16 protein-coding genes are annotated in these 15884 nt (G+C 71.9%); 11 read left to right on the forward strand and 5 right to left on the reverse strand.

Going from position 1 to position 15884, the window contains the following annotated elements; all coding sequences use genetic code 11:
* Window positions 1–71 precede the first annotated feature (71 nt).
* Window positions 72–644, reverse strand: a complete 573-nt coding sequence (locus tag ABZ464_RS15320) for an XRE family transcriptional regulator (protein ID WP_359276287.1) — start codon at window positions 642–644, stop codon at window positions 72–74.
* A 78-nt stretch (window positions 645–722) separates the two neighbouring features.
* Here ABZ464_RS15320 and ABZ464_RS15325 point away from each other — a divergent pair, with 78 nt between their 5' ends.
* The 5 genes from ABZ464_RS15325 (at window position 723) to ABZ464_RS15345 (ending at window position 5395) form a co-directional block, all read left to right on the forward strand.
* Window positions 723–1649: an NAD(P)/FAD-dependent oxidoreductase gene (locus ABZ464_RS15325; protein ID WP_359276289.1), complete on the forward strand. Its 927-nt coding sequence runs from the start codon at window positions 723–725 to the stop codon at window positions 1647–1649.
* Between the two features lie 29 nt (window positions 1650–1678).
* A complete protein-coding gene (locus tag ABZ464_RS15330; protein WP_359276292.1) occupies window positions 1679–3217 on the forward strand; it encodes an ATP-dependent DNA ligase in 1539 nt (512 codons plus the stop codon).
* Complete coding sequence (locus ABZ464_RS15335; protein WP_359276295.1) at window positions 3217–3678, forward strand: NUDIX domain-containing protein; 462 nt, start codon at window positions 3217–3219, stop codon at window positions 3676–3678. Before ABZ464_RS15330 ends, ABZ464_RS15335 begins: the two co-directional genes overlap by 1 nt.
* Before the next feature lie 69 nt (window positions 3679–3747).
* Window positions 3748–5133, forward strand: coding sequence for an NADP-dependent succinic semialdehyde dehydrogenase (locus tag ABZ464_RS15340; protein WP_359276296.1), 1386 nt, complete (start codon window positions 3748–3750; stop codon window positions 5131–5133).
* Between the two features lie 25 nt (window positions 5134–5158).
* Window positions 5159–5395: a DUF6213 family protein gene (locus ABZ464_RS15345; protein WP_359002050.1), complete on the forward strand. Its 237-nt coding sequence runs from the start codon at window positions 5159–5161 to the stop codon at window positions 5393–5395.
* A gap of 71 nt (window positions 5396–5466) precedes the next feature.
* Here ABZ464_RS15345 and ABZ464_RS15350 read toward each other — a convergent pair whose 3' ends face one another.
* Entirely contained in the window at window positions 5467–6693 is a 1227-nt protein-coding gene (locus ABZ464_RS15350; protein ID WP_359276299.1) for an acyl-CoA dehydrogenase family protein, read from the reverse strand.
* 178 nt (window positions 6694–6871) lie between these two features.
* On the opposite strand from ABZ464_RS15350, the gene ABZ464_RS15355 reads away from it, so the two are divergent.
* The gene (locus ABZ464_RS15355; protein WP_359002054.1) at window positions 6872–7516 is read left to right on the forward strand and encodes a TetR family transcriptional regulator; all 645 of its coding nucleotides are present in this window, start codon (window positions 6872–6874) and stop codon (window positions 7514–7516) included.
* A gap of 95 nt (window positions 7517–7611) precedes the next feature.
* Here ABZ464_RS15355 and def read toward each other — a convergent pair whose 3' ends face one another.
* On the reverse strand, window positions 7612–8151 hold the full coding sequence (gene def, locus ABZ464_RS15360; RefSeq protein ID WP_359276302.1) for a peptide deformylase: 540 nt from the start codon (window positions 8149–8151) through the stop codon (window positions 7612–7614).
* Between the two features lie 156 nt (window positions 8152–8307).
* Here def and ABZ464_RS15365 point away from each other — a divergent pair, with 156 nt between their 5' ends.
* The 5 genes from ABZ464_RS15365 to ABZ464_RS15385 all read left to right on the forward strand — a co-directional run bounded on the left by ABZ464_RS15365 (window position 8308) and on the right by ABZ464_RS15385 (window position 12904).
* Window positions 8308–9546, forward strand: a complete 1239-nt coding sequence (locus tag ABZ464_RS15365; protein ID WP_359276305.1) for a MurT ligase domain-containing protein — start codon at window positions 8308–8310, stop codon at window positions 9544–9546.
* 20 nt (window positions 9547–9566) lie between these two features.
* Complete coding sequence (locus ABZ464_RS15370; RefSeq protein ID WP_359276308.1) at window positions 9567–10295, forward strand: glutamine amidotransferase; 729 nt, start codon at window positions 9567–9569, stop codon at window positions 10293–10295.
* 189 nt (window positions 10296–10484) lie between these two features.
* Window positions 10485–11510 carry a 6-phosphofructokinase gene (locus tag ABZ464_RS15375; RefSeq protein ID WP_359276311.1) on the forward strand — a complete coding sequence of 342 codons (1026 nt, stop codon included), beginning with the start codon at window positions 10485–10487 and terminating at the stop codon, window positions 11508–11510.
* Window positions 11511–11669: 159 nt separating this feature from the next.
* Window positions 11670–12620, forward strand: coding sequence for a cytochrome c oxidase assembly protein (locus ABZ464_RS15380; protein ID WP_359276314.1), 951 nt, complete (start codon window positions 11670–11672; stop codon window positions 12618–12620).
* Between the two features lie 113 nt (window positions 12621–12733).
* A complete protein-coding gene (locus tag ABZ464_RS15385; RefSeq protein WP_359276317.1) occupies window positions 12734–12904 on the forward strand; it encodes a hypothetical protein in 171 nt (56 codons plus the stop codon).
* Here the strand turns inward: ABZ464_RS15385 and ABZ464_RS15390 are convergent, their stop codons facing one another.
* Entirely contained in the window at window positions 12905–14110 is a 1206-nt protein-coding gene (locus tag ABZ464_RS15390) for a histidine kinase (protein WP_359276320.1), read from the reverse strand.
* Window positions 14111–14132: 22 nt separating this feature from the next.
* The gene (locus tag ABZ464_RS15395; protein ID WP_359276322.1) at window positions 14133–15881 is read right to left on the reverse strand and encodes a cation acetate symporter; all 1749 of its coding nucleotides are present in this window, start codon (window positions 15879–15881) and stop codon (window positions 14133–14135) included.
* Window positions 15882–15884: the final 3 nt, after the last annotated feature.

Consider the following 15884-nt stretch of genomic DNA (forward strand, 5'->3'; position numbering starts at 1 on the left):
GCGTCGTCTGACCGGGGTCTCCCGCATACTAAGCGGTCGCTTGTCGACCTGGAAACAGTCCCCGGGAAACGTCACCTTCGCGAGGGCCGCGCCCGTACGTGCATCCGCTCGCCCTGCGGACCGAACAGGCTGAGGAACTCCACCGGCCCCTCCCCCGTCGACCCGAACCAGTGCGGCACGCGGGTGTCGAACTCCACGACCTCCCCCGCCGTCAGCACCACGTCGTGCTCCCCGAGCACCATCCGCAGCCGCCCGGCCAGCACATACAGCCATTCGTAGCCCTCGTGGGTGCGCAGGTCCGGCTCCTCGACGCCCTGCGGCACCAGCACCTTGAACGCCTGGAGGCCGCCGGGCTGCCGGGTCAGCGGCCAGAAGGTGCGCCCGTGCCGCACCAGCGGCTTGGCCCGCACCCGGGGGTCGCTCACCGGCGGGGCGCCGACCAGCTCGTCCAGCGGCACCTGATGGGCCTGGGCGATCGGCAGCAGCAGTTCCAGGCTGGGCTTGCGCAGCCCCGACTCCAGCCGGGACAGGGTGCTGACCGAGATGCCGGTCGCCTCGGACAGCGCCGCCAGGGTCACCTCCCGCTCCTTCCGGATCCGGCGCAGCCGGGGGCCCACTTCCGCGAGAACGTCGTCGGCACTCATACCCCGTATTGCAGAATCGGCAAAGACGTTTGTCAATCCGGTGCCGCCCGGGCCACCTTCTCGGTGGAGGTGGTCACCATGACCGATACGTACGAAGTGATCGTCGTCGGCGGCGGTGCGGCGGGCCTGTCCGCGGCTCTGGTCCTGGGCCGGGCCCGGCGCCGCACGCTGGTGGTCGACGCGGGCGAGCCGCGCAACGCGCCCGCCGCCCATATGCACGGCTATCTGACCCGGGACGGGATGCCGCCCGCCGAGTTCCTCGCGCAGGGGCGGGCGGAGATCGCCCGGTACGGGGTGGAGCTGGTCCGGGACCGGGCCGTGGCCGCGCGCAAGGACGAGGTCTTCGCCGTCGAGCTGGCGTCCGGCCGGACCGTGCGCGCCCGGCAGCTGGTCCTCGCGACCGGCCTCAAGGACGAGCTGCCCCCGGTGGCGGGACTCGCCGAGCGCTTCGGCCGGGATGTGCTGCACTGCCCGTACTGCCACGGCTGGGAGGTCCGCGACCAGGCGTTCGGCGTGCTCGCCACGAGCCCGATGAGCGTGCACCAGGCGCTGATGGTCACCCAGTGGTCCAAGGACGTGACGCTCTTCCTGCACCGGGTCGCCGAGGAGGAGCTGACCGACGACGACCTGCGCCGCATGGCGGCCGCCGGGGTCCGGGTGGTGCCGGGCGAGGTGGCGGGGCTGCGGATCGAGGACGACCGGCTGACCGGGGTACGGCTCGCGGAGGGGGCCGTGCACGCGTGTGAGGCCCTCTTCGTCGCCCCGCGCCCGGTCCCGCAGAACGACCTGCTGATCCGGCTCGGCGCGGAACTGAAGGAGACGCCCTTCGGCGCCTACCCGGTGATCGACGAGCGGGGCCTGACGACCGTGCCGGGCCTGTGGGCCGCGGGCAACGCGAGCGGGTTCGCCGAGCAGGTGGTGAACGCGGCGAGCCGTGGCTACCGGGCCGGAGCGGCGATCAACGGCGAGCTGCTCTTCGCGGACCTGGACGCGGCCGGGGTGTAGTCGCGGGGCCGCCGTTGCACCATGGCTGCATGCTGCTGACCCGGCTCGCCGATGTGTCCCGGGAGGTCGCGGCCACCTCGGCGCGCTCCCGCAAGATCGCTCTGCTCGCCGAGCTCTTCCGGGAGGCGGAGGCGGACGACGTCCCGGTCGTCATCCCCTACCTGGCCGGGCGGCTTCCGCAGGGCCGGCTCGGCGTCGGCTGGAAGGTGCTGAGCCGCCCGGTCGACCCCGCCGCGGCCCCGGCGCTCACCGTGCGCGAGGTCGACGCGCTGCTCACCGGCCTCGGCCGGGTGTCCGGCCCCGGTTCCCAGGCCGAACGGCTGCGGCTGGTGGGCGAGTTGATGGGCGCGGCCACGGCGGACGAACAGCGGTTCCTGCTCGGGCTGATCACCGGCGAGGTCCGCCAGGGCGCGCTGGACGCGGTGGCGGTCGAAGGCCTGGCGCAGGCGACCGGGGCGCCCCCGGCGGACGTACGCCGGGCCGTGATGCTCGCGGGGTCCCTGCAGACGGTCGCCGAGTCCCTGCTCAGGGACGGCCCCCCGGCGCTGGAGGCGTTCCGGCTGACCGTCGGCCGTCCGGTCCTGCCGATGCTGGCGCACTCCGCGTCCTCCGTCGCCGAGGCGGTGGAGAAGCTGGGCGGCTGCGCGGTGGAGGAGAAGCTGGACGGCATCCGCGTCCAGGTGCACCGGGACGGCGACGACATCCGCCTCTACACCCGCACGCTCGACGACATCACCGACCGGCTGCCCGAAGTGACGGCGGCGGCGCGGGAGTTGGCGGGCGGACGGTTCATCCTGGACGGCGAGGTCATCGCCTTCGACGAGGACGGCCGGCCCCGCTCCTTCCAGGAGACGGCCGGGCGGGTCGGTTCCCGGGTGGACGTGGCGGCGGCCGCCGAGGCCGTGCCCGTCTCCCCGGTGTTCTTCGACGCGCTGTCCGTGGCGGACCGGGACCTGCTGGACCTGCCCTTCGCCGCACGGCACACGGAGCTGGCCCGGCTGGTGCCGGAGCCCATGCGGGTCCGGCGGACGCTGGTGGCCGGCCCGCAGGACCTCCCGGCCGCCGAGGAGTTCCTGGCCCGGACCCTCGGGCGCGGTCACGAGGGCGTGGTCGTGAAGTCCCTCGACGCCCCCTACGGCGCGGGCCGGCGCGGGGCGTCCTGGCTGAAGGTCAAGCCCGTGCACACCCTCGACCTGGTGGTCCTGGCCGCCGAGTGGGGCCACGGCCGCCGCACCGGCAAGCTCTCCAACCTCCACCTCGGCGCCCGCACCGCCGACGGCGGGTTCGCCATGCTCGGCAAGACCTTCAAGGGCATGACCGACGCGATGCTCGGCTGGCAGACGGAACGTCTGCAGCGGCTCGCGGTGAAGGACGACGGCTGGGTGGTGGCCGTACGCCCCGAACTCGTCGTCGAGATCGCCTACGACGGCCTCCAGCGATCCACCCGCTACCCGGCCGGAGTCACCCTGCGCTTCGCCCGCGTGGTCCGCTACCGCGAGGACAAACGACCGGAGGAGGCCGACACCGTGGAGACCCTGCTCGCCGCCCACCCGGAGGTGCACCCTTGATGCAGAAGCGCAGCGCGGGCCTGCTGCTGTTCCGGCACACCGCGGACGGCACCGAGGTGCTGCTCGGCCACATGGGCGGCCCCTACTTCGCGAAGAAGGACGCCGGGGCCTGGACCGTCCCCAAGGGCGAGTACGAACCCGACGAGAGCGCCTGGGACGCGGCCCGCCGCGAGTTCCGGGAGGAGCTGGGGCTGGAGCCGCCCGACGGCGAGGCGCTCGCGCTCGGGGAGGTCCGGCAGACCAACGGCAAGATCGTCACCGTCTGGGCGATCGAGGCGGACCTGGACCCCGCGACCGTCGATCCGGGCACCTTCACGATGGAGTGGCCGCCGAGGTCCGGGCGCGTCCAGGAGTTCCCGGAGCTGGACCGGGTGGCGTGGTGCGGCGTGCGGCGGGCGCGTGAGGTGATCGTCACGGCGCAGGCCGCGTTTCTCGACCGTCTGGCGGAGCACTCGCCCTGACGTGCACGCGTTGCGCGCTCCGGTGCGGCGCGGGAAGGTCGAAGCAGGCAGCTCTCCAGGAGGTCGGTCATGCCCATCGCGACGGTGAACCCGGCGGACGGCGAGACGCTCAAGATGTACGAGCCCATGGGCGAGGAGGAGCTGGAGCGCCGGCTCCAGCTCGCGGAGGCCACGTTCCGTACGTACCGGCTGAGCAGCTTCACCGACCGCTCCCGCCTGCTGCTCCAGGCGGCGAACCTGCTGGAGGAGGACCAGCGGGACATCGCCCGGGTGATGACCACCGAGATGGGCAAGCCGATCAAGCAGGCGCGTGCCGAGGCCGCGAAGTGCGCCAAGGCGATGCGCTGGTACGCCGAGCGCGCGGAGGGCCTGCTCGCGGACGAGCGGCCCGCCGACGCCGACGTGACGGACTCCGGGGGCGCGCGGGCCCTGGTCCGCTACCGTCCGCTGGGCCCGGTGCTCGCGGTGATGCCGTGGAACTTCCCCCTCTGGCAGGTGATCCGGTTCGCCGCGCCCGCGCTGATGGCGGGCAACGTGGGCCTGCTCAAGCACGCCTCCAACGTCCCGCAGACCGCCCTGTACCTGGAGGACCTCTTCCACCGCGCGGGCTTCACCGAGGGCTGCTTCCAGACCCTGCTGATCGGGTCGGGCGCGGTGGACGAGATCCTGCGCGACGAGCGCGTCAAGGCCGCGACCCTGACGGGCAGCGAGCCGGCCGGCCGGGCGGTCGCCTCCACCTCCGGGGCGATGGTCAAGAAGACGGTCCTGGAGCTGGGCGGCAGCGACCCGTTCGTGGTCATGCCCTCCGCCGACCTCGACCGGGCCGCGCGGGTCGCGGTGACGGCCCGGGTGCAGAACAACGGTCAGTCCTGTATCGCCGCCAAGCGGTTCATCGTCCACTCGGACGTGTACAACGCGTTCGCGGAGCGGTTCACCGAAGGGATGAAGGCGCTGAAGGTCGGCGACCCGCTGGAGGAGGACACCGAGGTCGGCCCGCTGGCGAGCGAACGGGGCCGGGCCGATCTCGAGGAACTCGTCGACGACGCGCGGCGCGGCGGCGCCGAGGTGCTGTGCGGTGGCGAACGCCCCGACTGGCCCGGCTGGTACTACCCGCCGACCGTCCTCACGGGCATCACCCGCGAGATGCGCATCCACCGCGAGGAGGCGTTCGGGCCGGTCGCGACGCTGTACCGGGCGGCCGACCTGGACGAGGCGGTGCTCATCGCCAATGACTCGCCGTTCGGCCTGAGTTCGAACGTATGGACGCAGGACGAGGCCGAGGTGGACCGTTTCGCCCGGGACCTGGAGGCGGGCGGCGTGTTCGTGAACGGGATGACCGCGTCCCATCCGGCGTTCCCCTTCGGCGGGGTGAAGCGGTCCGGGTACGGACGTGAGCTGTCCGGGCACGGAATCCGCGAGTTCTGCAACATCACCACGGTTTGGCACGGTGCCTGAGCGCGGCGCGGTTACGATCCCGGGTGTGAACCGCGAAGTGACCCTGCCCCTGATCGTCGACGACCGCGGGACCCTGCAGGTGGCTGCCGCCGATGTGAGCAAGCTGCTCCGCACGTTGGGCGGGAGGTGGCTGCACCTCGTCGAGGCGGGCGCGGAGGATCTCGACGAGGACACGGTGGCCGCGCTGACGATCGAACTGGCGAAGCTGGCCGACCGGATCGACGTGGCGTGCATCGCGCACAGCAGCGGCGGTACGTCGTAAGGGGGATTTGCGTTTCCCTGCCGGGCGCGGGGAACTGTGCGACCAGCCCCCGCGCGCCCGCAGGCCGCGTACTACCGGATGGACATCCCGGAGAGCGTCCTCGCGATCACCAGGCGCTGGATCTCGCTCGTCCCCTCGAAGATGGTGTAGATCGCGGCATCGCGGTGCATCCGCTCCACCGGGTACTCACGGGTGTACCCGTTGCCCCCGAGGATCTGCACGGCCTGCGCCGTGACCTTCTTCGCCGTCTCACTCGCGAACAGCTTCGACATCGAGCCCTCGGCCGCGGTGAACGGCTTCCCGCTGATCGCCATCCAGGAAGCCCGCCACACCAGCAGCCGCGCCGCGTCGATCTGCGTCCGCATGTCCGCGAGCTGGAAGGCCACGCCCTGGTTGTCGATGATCGGCCGCCCGAACTGCTCCCGGGTCATGGCGTAGTCGAGGGCGACCTCGTACGCGGCGCGGGCGGTGCCCACGGCCATCGCACCGACCGCCGGGCGCGAGGCCTCGAACGTGGCCATCGCCGCGTTCTTCACGCGCTCGCCGCCCGCCTTCGCCCGCTCCCGGGCCCGCGCGAGCCGCTCGTCCAGCTTCTCCTTGCCGCCGAGCAGGCAGGAGCCGGGGACGCGCACACCGTCCAGGACGACCTCGGCGGTGTGCGAGGCACGGATGCCGTGCTTCTTGAACTTCTGGCCCTGGGCGAGACCGGGCGTGCCCGCCGGGACGATGAAGGAGGCGTGGCCCTTGGAGCCCAGCTCCGGGTCGACGACGGCCACCACGACATGGACGTTGGCGATGCCGCCGTTGGTCGCCCAGGTCTTCGTGCCGTTGATCACCCACTCGTCCTTGGCCTCGTCGTACACGGCACGCGTGCGCATGGAGGCGACGTCGGAGCCGGCGTCGGGCTCGGAGGAGCAGAACGCGGCGACCTTGACGTCGTTGGCGTCACCGTACATCTGGGGGATCCAGGTGCCGATCTGTTCCTCGGTTCCGTTCGCGAGGACTCCCACGGCGGCCAGACCCGTGCCTACGATCGACAGGGCGATGCCCGCGTCGCCCCAGAACAGCTCCTCCATGGCCATCGGGATACCGAGGCCGGTGGGGTCGAAGTACTGCTGCGCATAGAAGTCGAGGGAGTAGATGCCGACCTTCGCGGCCTCCTGGATGACCGGCCAGGGAGTCTCCTCACGCTCGTCCCATTCGGCGGCCGCGGGGCGGATGACGTCTGCGGCGAAACCGTGCAGCCAGTCCCGGACCTCCTTCTGTTCGTCGTTGAGCTCCATGGTGAACTCGGCCATGTCCCCTCCAGCGGCGGGCGTGCGTGTTACTAGCGGTAACCCCGAGTCTGTTACTCGTGGGTAGGAAAAGTCAACTCCTGACGACGGCCAGGGAGCCTTCAGGCCCGTTCGCTGTCAGGCTGCTGTCAGGTGTTAGTTTGCGCAGGCGTCACCGAAACATCACGGGTGGGGAGAGCACATGGACACCACGCAGCGGACCGAGCAGCAGCGGTCCGCCGACCGCCGACGGCGCGAGTTGCTGGAGGCCGCGGACCGGGTGGTGCTCCGGGACGGCCCCCAGGCGTCGATGAACGCGATCGCCGCGGAGGCCGGCATCACCAAGCCGATCCTCTATCGCCACTTCGGCGACAAGGGCGGACTGTACGCCGCCCTCGCCAAACGGCACACGGACGCCCTGCTGGATTCCCTGCGCGCCGCGCTGGACGCCCCCGCCGAGCGGCGGGAGCGGGTGGAGGCGACCCTCGACACCTACCTCGCCGCCATCGAGGCGCGGCCCCAGGTCTACCGGTTCCTGATGCACCCTTCCGAGGGCGGGCAGGGCGCGGAGGCGGGGTTCGACGTGGGCAAGCACAGTGCGCCGCTGCTCCGCAGGATGGGCGAGGAGCTGGCGCAGGTGATCGAGGACCGGCTGGATCTCGGGCCCGAGAGTCAGCGGCTGGCCCGGGTGTGGGGGCATGGGATCGTCGGGATGATGCATGCGGCGGGGGACTGGTGGCTGGGGGAGCGGCCGTGTTCTCGAGCTGAGCTGGTGCGGAGTTTGGCGGATCTTTTGTGGGGGCGGCTCGCTGCCGCGGGGGACAAGATCGGAGGTCCGGGGTTCTGACGGTCGTGTGCGGCCTGCGGGCCGGTCGTGGCCGGTCGCGCCCACGCGGCGGAGCCGCAGATCGATACAGCCCCGCGCCCCTGAAAAACCTGCACTCACCGGTGCCACGAAGCTCGGCTCACCTGCCTCATCAGCCTCCGCTTGCGCCAGCCCTCCACCCGGTCCGCATACACCATGCCCTCCAGGTGGTCGCACTCGTGTTGCAAGCATCTGGCAAAGAATCCCGTGCCGTGGACCGTGATCGGCTCGCCGGTCACGGTGCGGCCCTCGACGACCGCGTGGTCGTGGCGTTCCGTTCCCGCCTCCAGGCCCGGGAGGGAGAGACAGCCCTCCGGGCCGCGCAGGACGATTCCGTCCGCCTCCACCAGCCTCGGGTTCACGACATGGCCCAGGTGGCGGACGTCATCGTCGTCGGGGCAGTCGTAGACGAAGACCCGCAGCGGTTCGCCGACCTGGTTGGCGGCGAGGCCGACGCCCTCGGCCGCGTACATCGTGGCGAACATGTCCTCGACGAGCCGGGCGAGTTCGGGGCCGAAGTCGGTGACCTCCCGGCAGGGCTGTGCCAGGACGGGGTCGCCGAGGAGGGTGAGGGGCCGGACGCGTCCGTGCGCGCCCGGGATGGAGCCGTGTCGCATGGCGGCAAGGGTACGGTCCCTTCTGACACGCGCATGCCGTACGGGTGTGAGGTGGTGCCGCGATTCGGGGCTGCGAGGGGATCTCGATAGGCTGACCACCTACCACGTTGCCGTACGGCAGAGGCGCGGCGCGTACGCAAGGAGGATCGAGAACTGATGGCAGGCAACTCGGACCCGCTCACGCCGCGGGCCAAGATCGCCGTGACCGCGGGCAAGGCGGTCGCTGCGGCATCGCGCGCGGCCGGACGCGGCAGCGGATCGGTGATCGGTGGCCGGGTGGCACTCAAACTCGACCCCGATCTCCTCGCCCGGCTCGCCCAGAACCTGGACGTCGTCCTCGTCTCGGCGACGAACGGCAAGACCACCACCACCCGGCTCATCGCCGAGGCGCTCAGGGCCGCCGGACCCGTCGTGTCCAACGCGCTCGGCGCCAACATGCCGGCCGGCATCACCTCGGCGCTCGCGGGCGGCTCGGACTCCAAGTACGGCGTCATCGAGGTCGACGAGAAGTACCTCGCCGGCGTCGCCCGGGACACCGCCCCGAAGTGCATCGCCCTGCTGAACCTCTCCCGCGACCAGCTGGACCGCGCCGCCGAGACCCGGATGCTCGCGGAGAACTGGCGCGAGGGCCTCGCCGGCTCCAAGGCCGTCGTCGTCGCCAACGCCGACGACCCGCTGGTGGTGTGGGCCGCGTCCTCCTCCCCCAACGTGGTGTGGGTCGCCGCCGGGCAGATGTGGAAGGACGACGCCTGGTCGTGCCCGTCCTGCGGCGGTGTCATGCAGCGGCCCGGCGACGACTGGTTCTGCGGCGAGTGCGGGTTCCGCCGGCCGCAGCCGAGCTGGGCGCTCTCCGGGGACCACGTCCTCGACCCGCACGGGTCCGCCTGGCCCATCCATCTGCAGCTCCCCGGGCGGGCCAACAAGGCCAACGCCGCCTCCTCCGCCGCCGTCGCCGCCGTGTTCGGGGTGCCGCCGCAGGTCGCGCTGGAGCGCATGTACCAGGTGCAGGCCGTCGCCGGACGCTATGACGTCGTCCAGTTCCAGGGCCGTGACCTCAGGCTGCTGCTCGCCAAGAACCCGGCGGGCTGGCTCGAGACGTTCAGCCTGATCGATCCTGCACCCGCCCCGGTGATCCTCTCCGTGAACGCGCGCGGCGCCGACGGCACCGACACCTCCTGGCTGTGGGACGTCGACTACACGCGGCTGACCGGCCACCCGATCTTCGTCATCGGTGACCGCAAGCTGGACCTCGCGGTGCGCCTCGAGGTGGCCAACCAGCACTTCCAGGTGTGCGACACCGTCGACCAGGCCGTGCAGCAGTGCCCGCCGGGCCGGATCGAGGTCATCGCGAACTACACCGCGTTCCAGGACCTGCGCCGCCGCGTCGGCAACTGACCACGAAGGACGACCAGTTCATGAGCGACAACCAACTGCGGATCGTCTGGGTCTACCCGGACCTGCTCAGCACCTACGGCGACCAGGGCAACGTCCTGGTCGTGGAGCGCCGGGCCCGGCAGCGCGGCCTCGACGTGGCCCGCCTCGACGTGCGCAGCGACCAGCCGATCCCCACCTCCGGCGACATCTACCTCATCGGCGGCGGCGAGGACCGGCCCCAGCGGCTCGCAGCGGAGCGGCTGCTGCGCGACGGGCACCTGTTCCAGGCGGTGAACAACGGCGCGATCGTCTTCGCGGTCTGCGCCGGCTACCAGATCCTCGGCCACGAGTTCGTCAACGACGTCGGCCAGCGCCAGCCGGGCCTCGGCCTCCTCGACGTCACCACGGTGCGCGGCGAGGGCGAGCGGTGCGTCGGTGACGTCCTCGCCGACATCGACCCCCGGCTCGGACTGCCGTCCCTGACGGGCTTCGAGAACCACCAGGGCGTCACCCATCTCGGCCCGACCGCCCGCCCGTTCGCCCGCGTCAGCATGGGCAGGGGCAACGGCACCGGCGACGGCACGGAGGGCGCGTACAACGACACCGTGTTCGGTACGTACATGCACGGGCCGGTGCTGGCCAGGAACCCGCTCATCGCGGACCTGCTGCTGAAGCTGGCGCTCGATGTGAACGCGCTGCCGCCGACCGACGACCGCTGGTACGAGGCGCTGCGGGGCGAGCGCATCGCCTCCGCACAGCAGCCCGCGTGATCTGTGTGTTCACCTGCTTTTCAGAGCACCGTCAGCAGCCCGTCTGACGGTGCGTCCGCACAGGTGAGCAGGCACGTCCAGTAGGCGGACGCATGCTTCGGCCCCGCCCCCTCCTGCCGCTAGGGTGGCGGGGATCGAGCCGGACGACGGGGTCCGGATCCGGCCCTCGTGGAGAAGGTTTTTCGGGCTATGCGCATTGGTGTCCTCACGTCCGGCGGCGACTGCCCCGGCCTGAACGCCGTCATCCGGTCCGTCGTGCACCGTGCCGTCGCCGACCACGGCGACGAGGTCATCGGCTTCCGGGACGGCTGGAAGGGCCTCCTGGAGTGCGACTACCTCAAGCTCGACCTCGACGCGGTGGCCGGCATCCTGGCCCGCGGCGGCACCATCCTCGGCTCCTCCCGGGTCCAGCCCTCGCATCTGCGGGACGGCGTGGAGCGGGCCAGGGGGCATGTCGAGGAGCTCGGCCTCGACGCCATCATCCCGATCGGCGGTGAGGGCACCCTCAAGGCGGCCCGGCTGATGTCCGACGCCGGACTGCCGATCGTCGGCGTGCCGAAGACCATCGACAACGACATCGCGGTCACCGACGTCACCTTCGGCTTCGACACGGCCGTCGGGGTCGCGACCGAGGCGCTCGACCGGCTGAAGACCACCGCCGAGTCGCACCAGCGGGTGCTGGTCGTCGAGGTGATGGGGCGGCACACCGGCTGGATAGCGCTTCAGTCGGGCATGGCGGCGGGCGCCCACGCCATCGTCGTACCGGAGCGGCCCTTCGACATCGAGGAGCTGGCGCGGCGGGTCGGTGAGCGGTTCGAGGCGGGCAAGCGGTTCGCGATCGTCGTCGCCGCGGAGGGCGCCAAGCCGCGCGCCGGGACCATGGACTTCGACGAGGGCGGCAAGGACATCTACGGGCACGAGCGGTTCGCCGGGATCGCCCGTCAGCTGTCCATCGAGCTGGAGGAGCGGCTGGGGAAGGAAGCCCGGCCGGTGATCCTCGGGCATGTGCAGCGGGGTGGCACGCCGACCGCGTACGACCGGGTGCTGGCGACCCGGTTCGGGTGGCATGCGGTGGAGGCGGCGCATCGGGGGGAGTTCGGGAAGATGACGGCCCTGCGGGGGACGGACATCGTGATGGTGCCGCTGGCCGAGGCCGTGGAGACGCTCAAGACCGTGCCGGCTGAGCGGTACGCGGAAGCGGAGTGCGTGCTATAGCCGTCCGGCGGGTGCGGGTGCGTTGTGGCTTGTCGCGCAGTTCCCCGCGCCCCTTTCGGGTGGGACCGGTTGCCCCCGGTGACAGAGATCGCCGGGGGCGGTTCTAGTCTTGGGGCGGCAGGAAACGCACAACCCCCCACGAATCAGGAGCCGCCCACCATGGAGCACAGCGGGCACGGCACGCATATGGATCTACTGCCGTTCACGCTGGGGCGGGGGCTGCAGTGGTCGGCTGATCCGTTCTTTCTCGTGGCCTGTCTGGCCGGGCTCGGGTTGTACGGGTGGGGTGTGGTGCGGCTGCGGCGGCGGGGGGACGCCTGGCCGGTCGGGCGGACCGTGTCGTACGTCGTCGGGGTGCTGACGATCATGCTGGTGATGTGCACCGGGCTGAACGACTACGGGATGGTCATGTTCAGCGTGCACATGGTGCAGCACATGGTGATCAGCATGCTGTCGCCGATCCTGATCCTGCTGGGCGCGCCCGTGACGCTGGCGCTGCGGGCGCTGCCGACGGCCGGCGGAGGGCGCAAGGGGCCGCGTGAGCTGCTGCTCATGCTGCTGCACAGCCGGTACATGCGGATCATCACGCATCCGGCGTTCACCATTCCGATGTTCATCGCCTCGCTGTACGCGCTGTACTTCAGTCCCCTCTTCGACTTCCTGATGGGCTCCAAGGTCGGGCACATCGCGATGATGGTGCACTTCCTCGCGGTGGGCGTGGTGTTCTTCTGGCCGATCATCGGGGTGGACCCGGGGCCGCAGCGGCCCGGGCATCTGATGCGGATGCTGGAGCTGTTCGCCGGGATGCCGTTCCACGCGTTCTTCGGGATCGCGCTGATGATGGCGTCCGAGCCGATGGTCGACACGTTCCGCAATCCGTCTGCCTCGCTGGGCATCGACGCGCTGTCCGATCAGGGCGTCGCGGGCGGGATCGCGTGGGCGTTCAGCGAGATTCCGTCCGTGCTGGTGCTGATCGCGCTGCTGTTCCAGTGGTACGGCTCCGAGCAGCGCCAGGCCAAGCGCCAGGACCGCGCCGCCGACCGGGACGGCGACAAGGAGCTGGAGGCGTACAACGCCTATCTCGCCTCGCTGAACGCCCGGGGACGCTAGACGGTCCGGGGCGCGGGCGCCGGGGGTGGCGAATCCGGGGCGCTCGCGCGTGAGCCGGGGCACCATGGAGGTGGACACGCCCGGCGGTGGGCGGCCCTGAGGAGGGTGTCGCGATGGCAGGTTCCACGGACAGTTCCACGAAGACCATGGGGGTGCTCACCCTGGGCGGGCTGGTCGCGGTGACCGCCTACACGGTGGCGCTGGGCAGCAACGGCTGGCTGTGGTTCGGCTGGGTCGTGCTCGGTCTGATCACCCTGGCGATGATCGTGCTGAAGACCGGCTGATCAGCCGGGGCCGAGGCGGGCCGCCGAGTGGACGCCCGGCTGGTACTTCGGCAGCCGGGTGGTGATCTTCATGCCCGCCCCTACGGCCGTCTCGATGACGAGGCCGTAGTCGTCGCCGTACACCTGGCGGAGCCGGTCGTCGACGTTGGACAGGCCGATGCCGCCGGACGGGCTGACCTCGCCGGCCAGGATGCGGCGCAGCAGGACCGGGTCCATGCCGGCGCCGTCGTCCTCGATGACGACGAGGGCCTCGGCGCCCGCGTCCTGGGCCGTGATCTGTATGTGGCACTTCTCCGCCTTGCCCTCCAGGCCGTGTTTGACGGCGTTCTCGACGAGGGGCTGGAGGCAGAGGAAGGGGAGGGCGACCGGGAGGACCTCGGGGGCGATCTGGAGGGTGACGGCGAGGCGGTCGCCGAAGCGGGCGCGGACCAGGGCCAGATAGTGGTCGATGGCGTGCAGCTCGTCGGCGAGGGTGGTGAAGTCGCCGTGCCGGCGGAACGAGTAGCGGGTGAAGTCGGCGAACTCCAGGAGCAGCTCGCGGGCGCGTTCGGGGTCGGTGCGGACGAAGGACGCGATCACGGCGAGCGAGTTGAAGACGAAATGGGGGGAGATCTGGGCGCGCAGGGCCTTGATCTCCGCCTCGATCAGTCGCGTACGGGACTGGTCGAGATCGGCGAGCTCCAGCTGGACGCTGACCCAGCGGGCCACCTCGCCCGCCGCCCGGACCAGGACGGCCGACTCGCGGGGCGCGCAGGCGACGAGGGCGCCGTGCACCCGGTCGTCGACGGTGAGCGGGGCGACCACGGCCCAGCGGACCGGGCAGTCGGCGTGGTCGCAGGTCAGGCGGAAGGCCTCGCCCCGGCCGCTGTCCAGGGGGGCGGCGATGCGTTCCATGATCTCGGTGCGGTGGTGGGCGCCCACGCCGTCCCAGGCGAGGACCTGCTCGCGGTCGGTGAGGCAGAGGGCGTCCGTGCCGAGCAGGGTGCGCAGTCTGCGGGCGGACCTGCGGGCCGTCTCCTCGGTGAGGCCCGCCCGCAGCGGGGGTGCGGCGAGCGAGGCGGTGTGCAGGGTCTGGAAGGTGGCGTGCTCGACGGGGGTGCCGAGGCCGCCCCGGCTGTCGGGGTGGGCGGTGCGGCGGCCGAGCCAGAAGCCGAGGGCGAGGAAGGGGAGGATGGCGATGCACACGCCCGCCAGGAAACCGCTCATGCCCGCTCCCCCGCCGTCGCGCTCATGCCTTGGCCTCCGGCGCCCTGAACTCCTCCGGTGTCCTGAGCTCCTCCGTGCGCAGTTCCTCCGGCAGGTGGAAGCGGGCCAGGATCGTCGCGGTGCCGGCCGGGACGCGGCCCGGGGTGGCCAGGGAGACCAGGATCATGGTGAGGAAGCCCAGCGGCACCGACCACAGGGCCGGCCAGGCGAGGAGCGCGTGCAGTCCGCCGGTGACCGGCAGGCCCGCCATGGTGGCGGCGACCGCGAGGAACGCCGATCCGCCGCCCACCACCATCCCGGCGACCGCCCCCGGCGGGGTCAGCCGGCGCCACCAGATGCCGAGGACGAGCAGGGGGCAGAAGGAGGACGCCGACACCGCGAAGGCGAGGCCCACCGCGTCGGCCACCGGCAGCCCGCCCACCAGCAGGCTGGCGGCGAGCGGTACGGCCATGGCGAGCGCGGTGCCCAGCCGGAAGTGCCGTACGCCCCGGGTCGGCAGCACGTCCTGGGTGAGGACGCCCGCGACGGCCATGGTCAGCCCGGACGCCGTGGACAGGAACGCGGCGAAGGCTCCCCCGGCGACCAGCGCGCCGAGCAGGTCGCCGCCGACGCCGCCGATCATCCGGTCCGGCAGCAGCAGGACGGCCGCGTCGGCGTCGCCGGTGAGGGCGAGCTCGGGGGCGTACAGGCGGCCGAGCGCGCCGTAGAGGGGCGGGAGCAGGTAGAAGACGCCGATCAGGGCGAGGACGGCGACCGTGGTGCGGCGGGCGGCGACCCCGTGCGGGCTGGTGTAGAAGCGGACGACGACGTGCGGCAGGCCCATCGTGCCGAGGAAGGTGGCGAGGATCAGGCCGTACGTGGCGTACAGCGGGCGTTCCTGACGGCCCGCGGCGAGGGAGGTGGACATGCCGCCGGTGCTGCCGCGCTCGGCGGTGGGGACGGGGCTGCCCTCGGCGAAGGTGAGCCGGGCGCCCCGCTCGATGCGGTGGGTGCCGGCGGGCAGGTTCAGAGCGGTGCCGGAGTGCCGGCGGCCGTCGACCGTGCCGTCCACCGTCACGGTCAGGGGGCGGTCGAGCCGCAGGTCGAGGGTGTCGTCCACGCGGACCGTGCGCTGGTCCCGGAAGGCGGCCGGTTCCGCGAAGGCGTGCCGGGGGCCTCCGTCGCCCTGCCAGGCGAGGACCAGGAATAGGGCGGGGACGAGCAGGGCGGTGAGCTTGAGCCAGTACTGGAACGCCTGCACGAAGGTGATGCTGCGCATCCCGCCCGCGGCGACGGTCGCGGCGACGACGACCGCGACGATCAGCCCGCCGAGGGAGTCCGGCGCACCGGTGAGGACCGTCAACGTCAGGCCCGCGCCCTGGAGTTGGGGCAGCAGGTAGAGCCAGCCGACGCCGACGACGAGGGTGCCCGCGAGCCGGCGGACGGTGTGGGAGGCGAGCCGGGCCTCGGCGAAGTCGGGCAGCGTGTAGGCGCCGGAGCGGCGCAGCGGGGCGGCGACGAAGAGGAGCAGGACGAGATAGCCGGCGGTGTAGCCGACCGGGTACCAGAGCATGTCCGGGCCCTGGACCAGGACCAGTCCCGCTATGCCGAGGAAGGAGGCGGCGGAGAGGTACTCGCCGCTGATGGCGGCCGCGTTGAGGCGGGGGCCGACGGTGCGCGAGGCGACGTAGAAGTCGGAGGTGGTGCGGGAGATCCTCAGGCCGAAGGCGCCGACGAGGACGGTCGCGACCACCACCAGGGCGACGGCGGGCACGGCGTACGCCGAGTTCATGTG

The organism is Streptomyces sp. NPDC005820 (assembly GCF_040630255.1).
Taxonomy (GTDB): domain Bacteria; phylum Actinomycetota; class Actinomycetes; order Streptomycetales; family Streptomycetaceae; genus Streptomyces.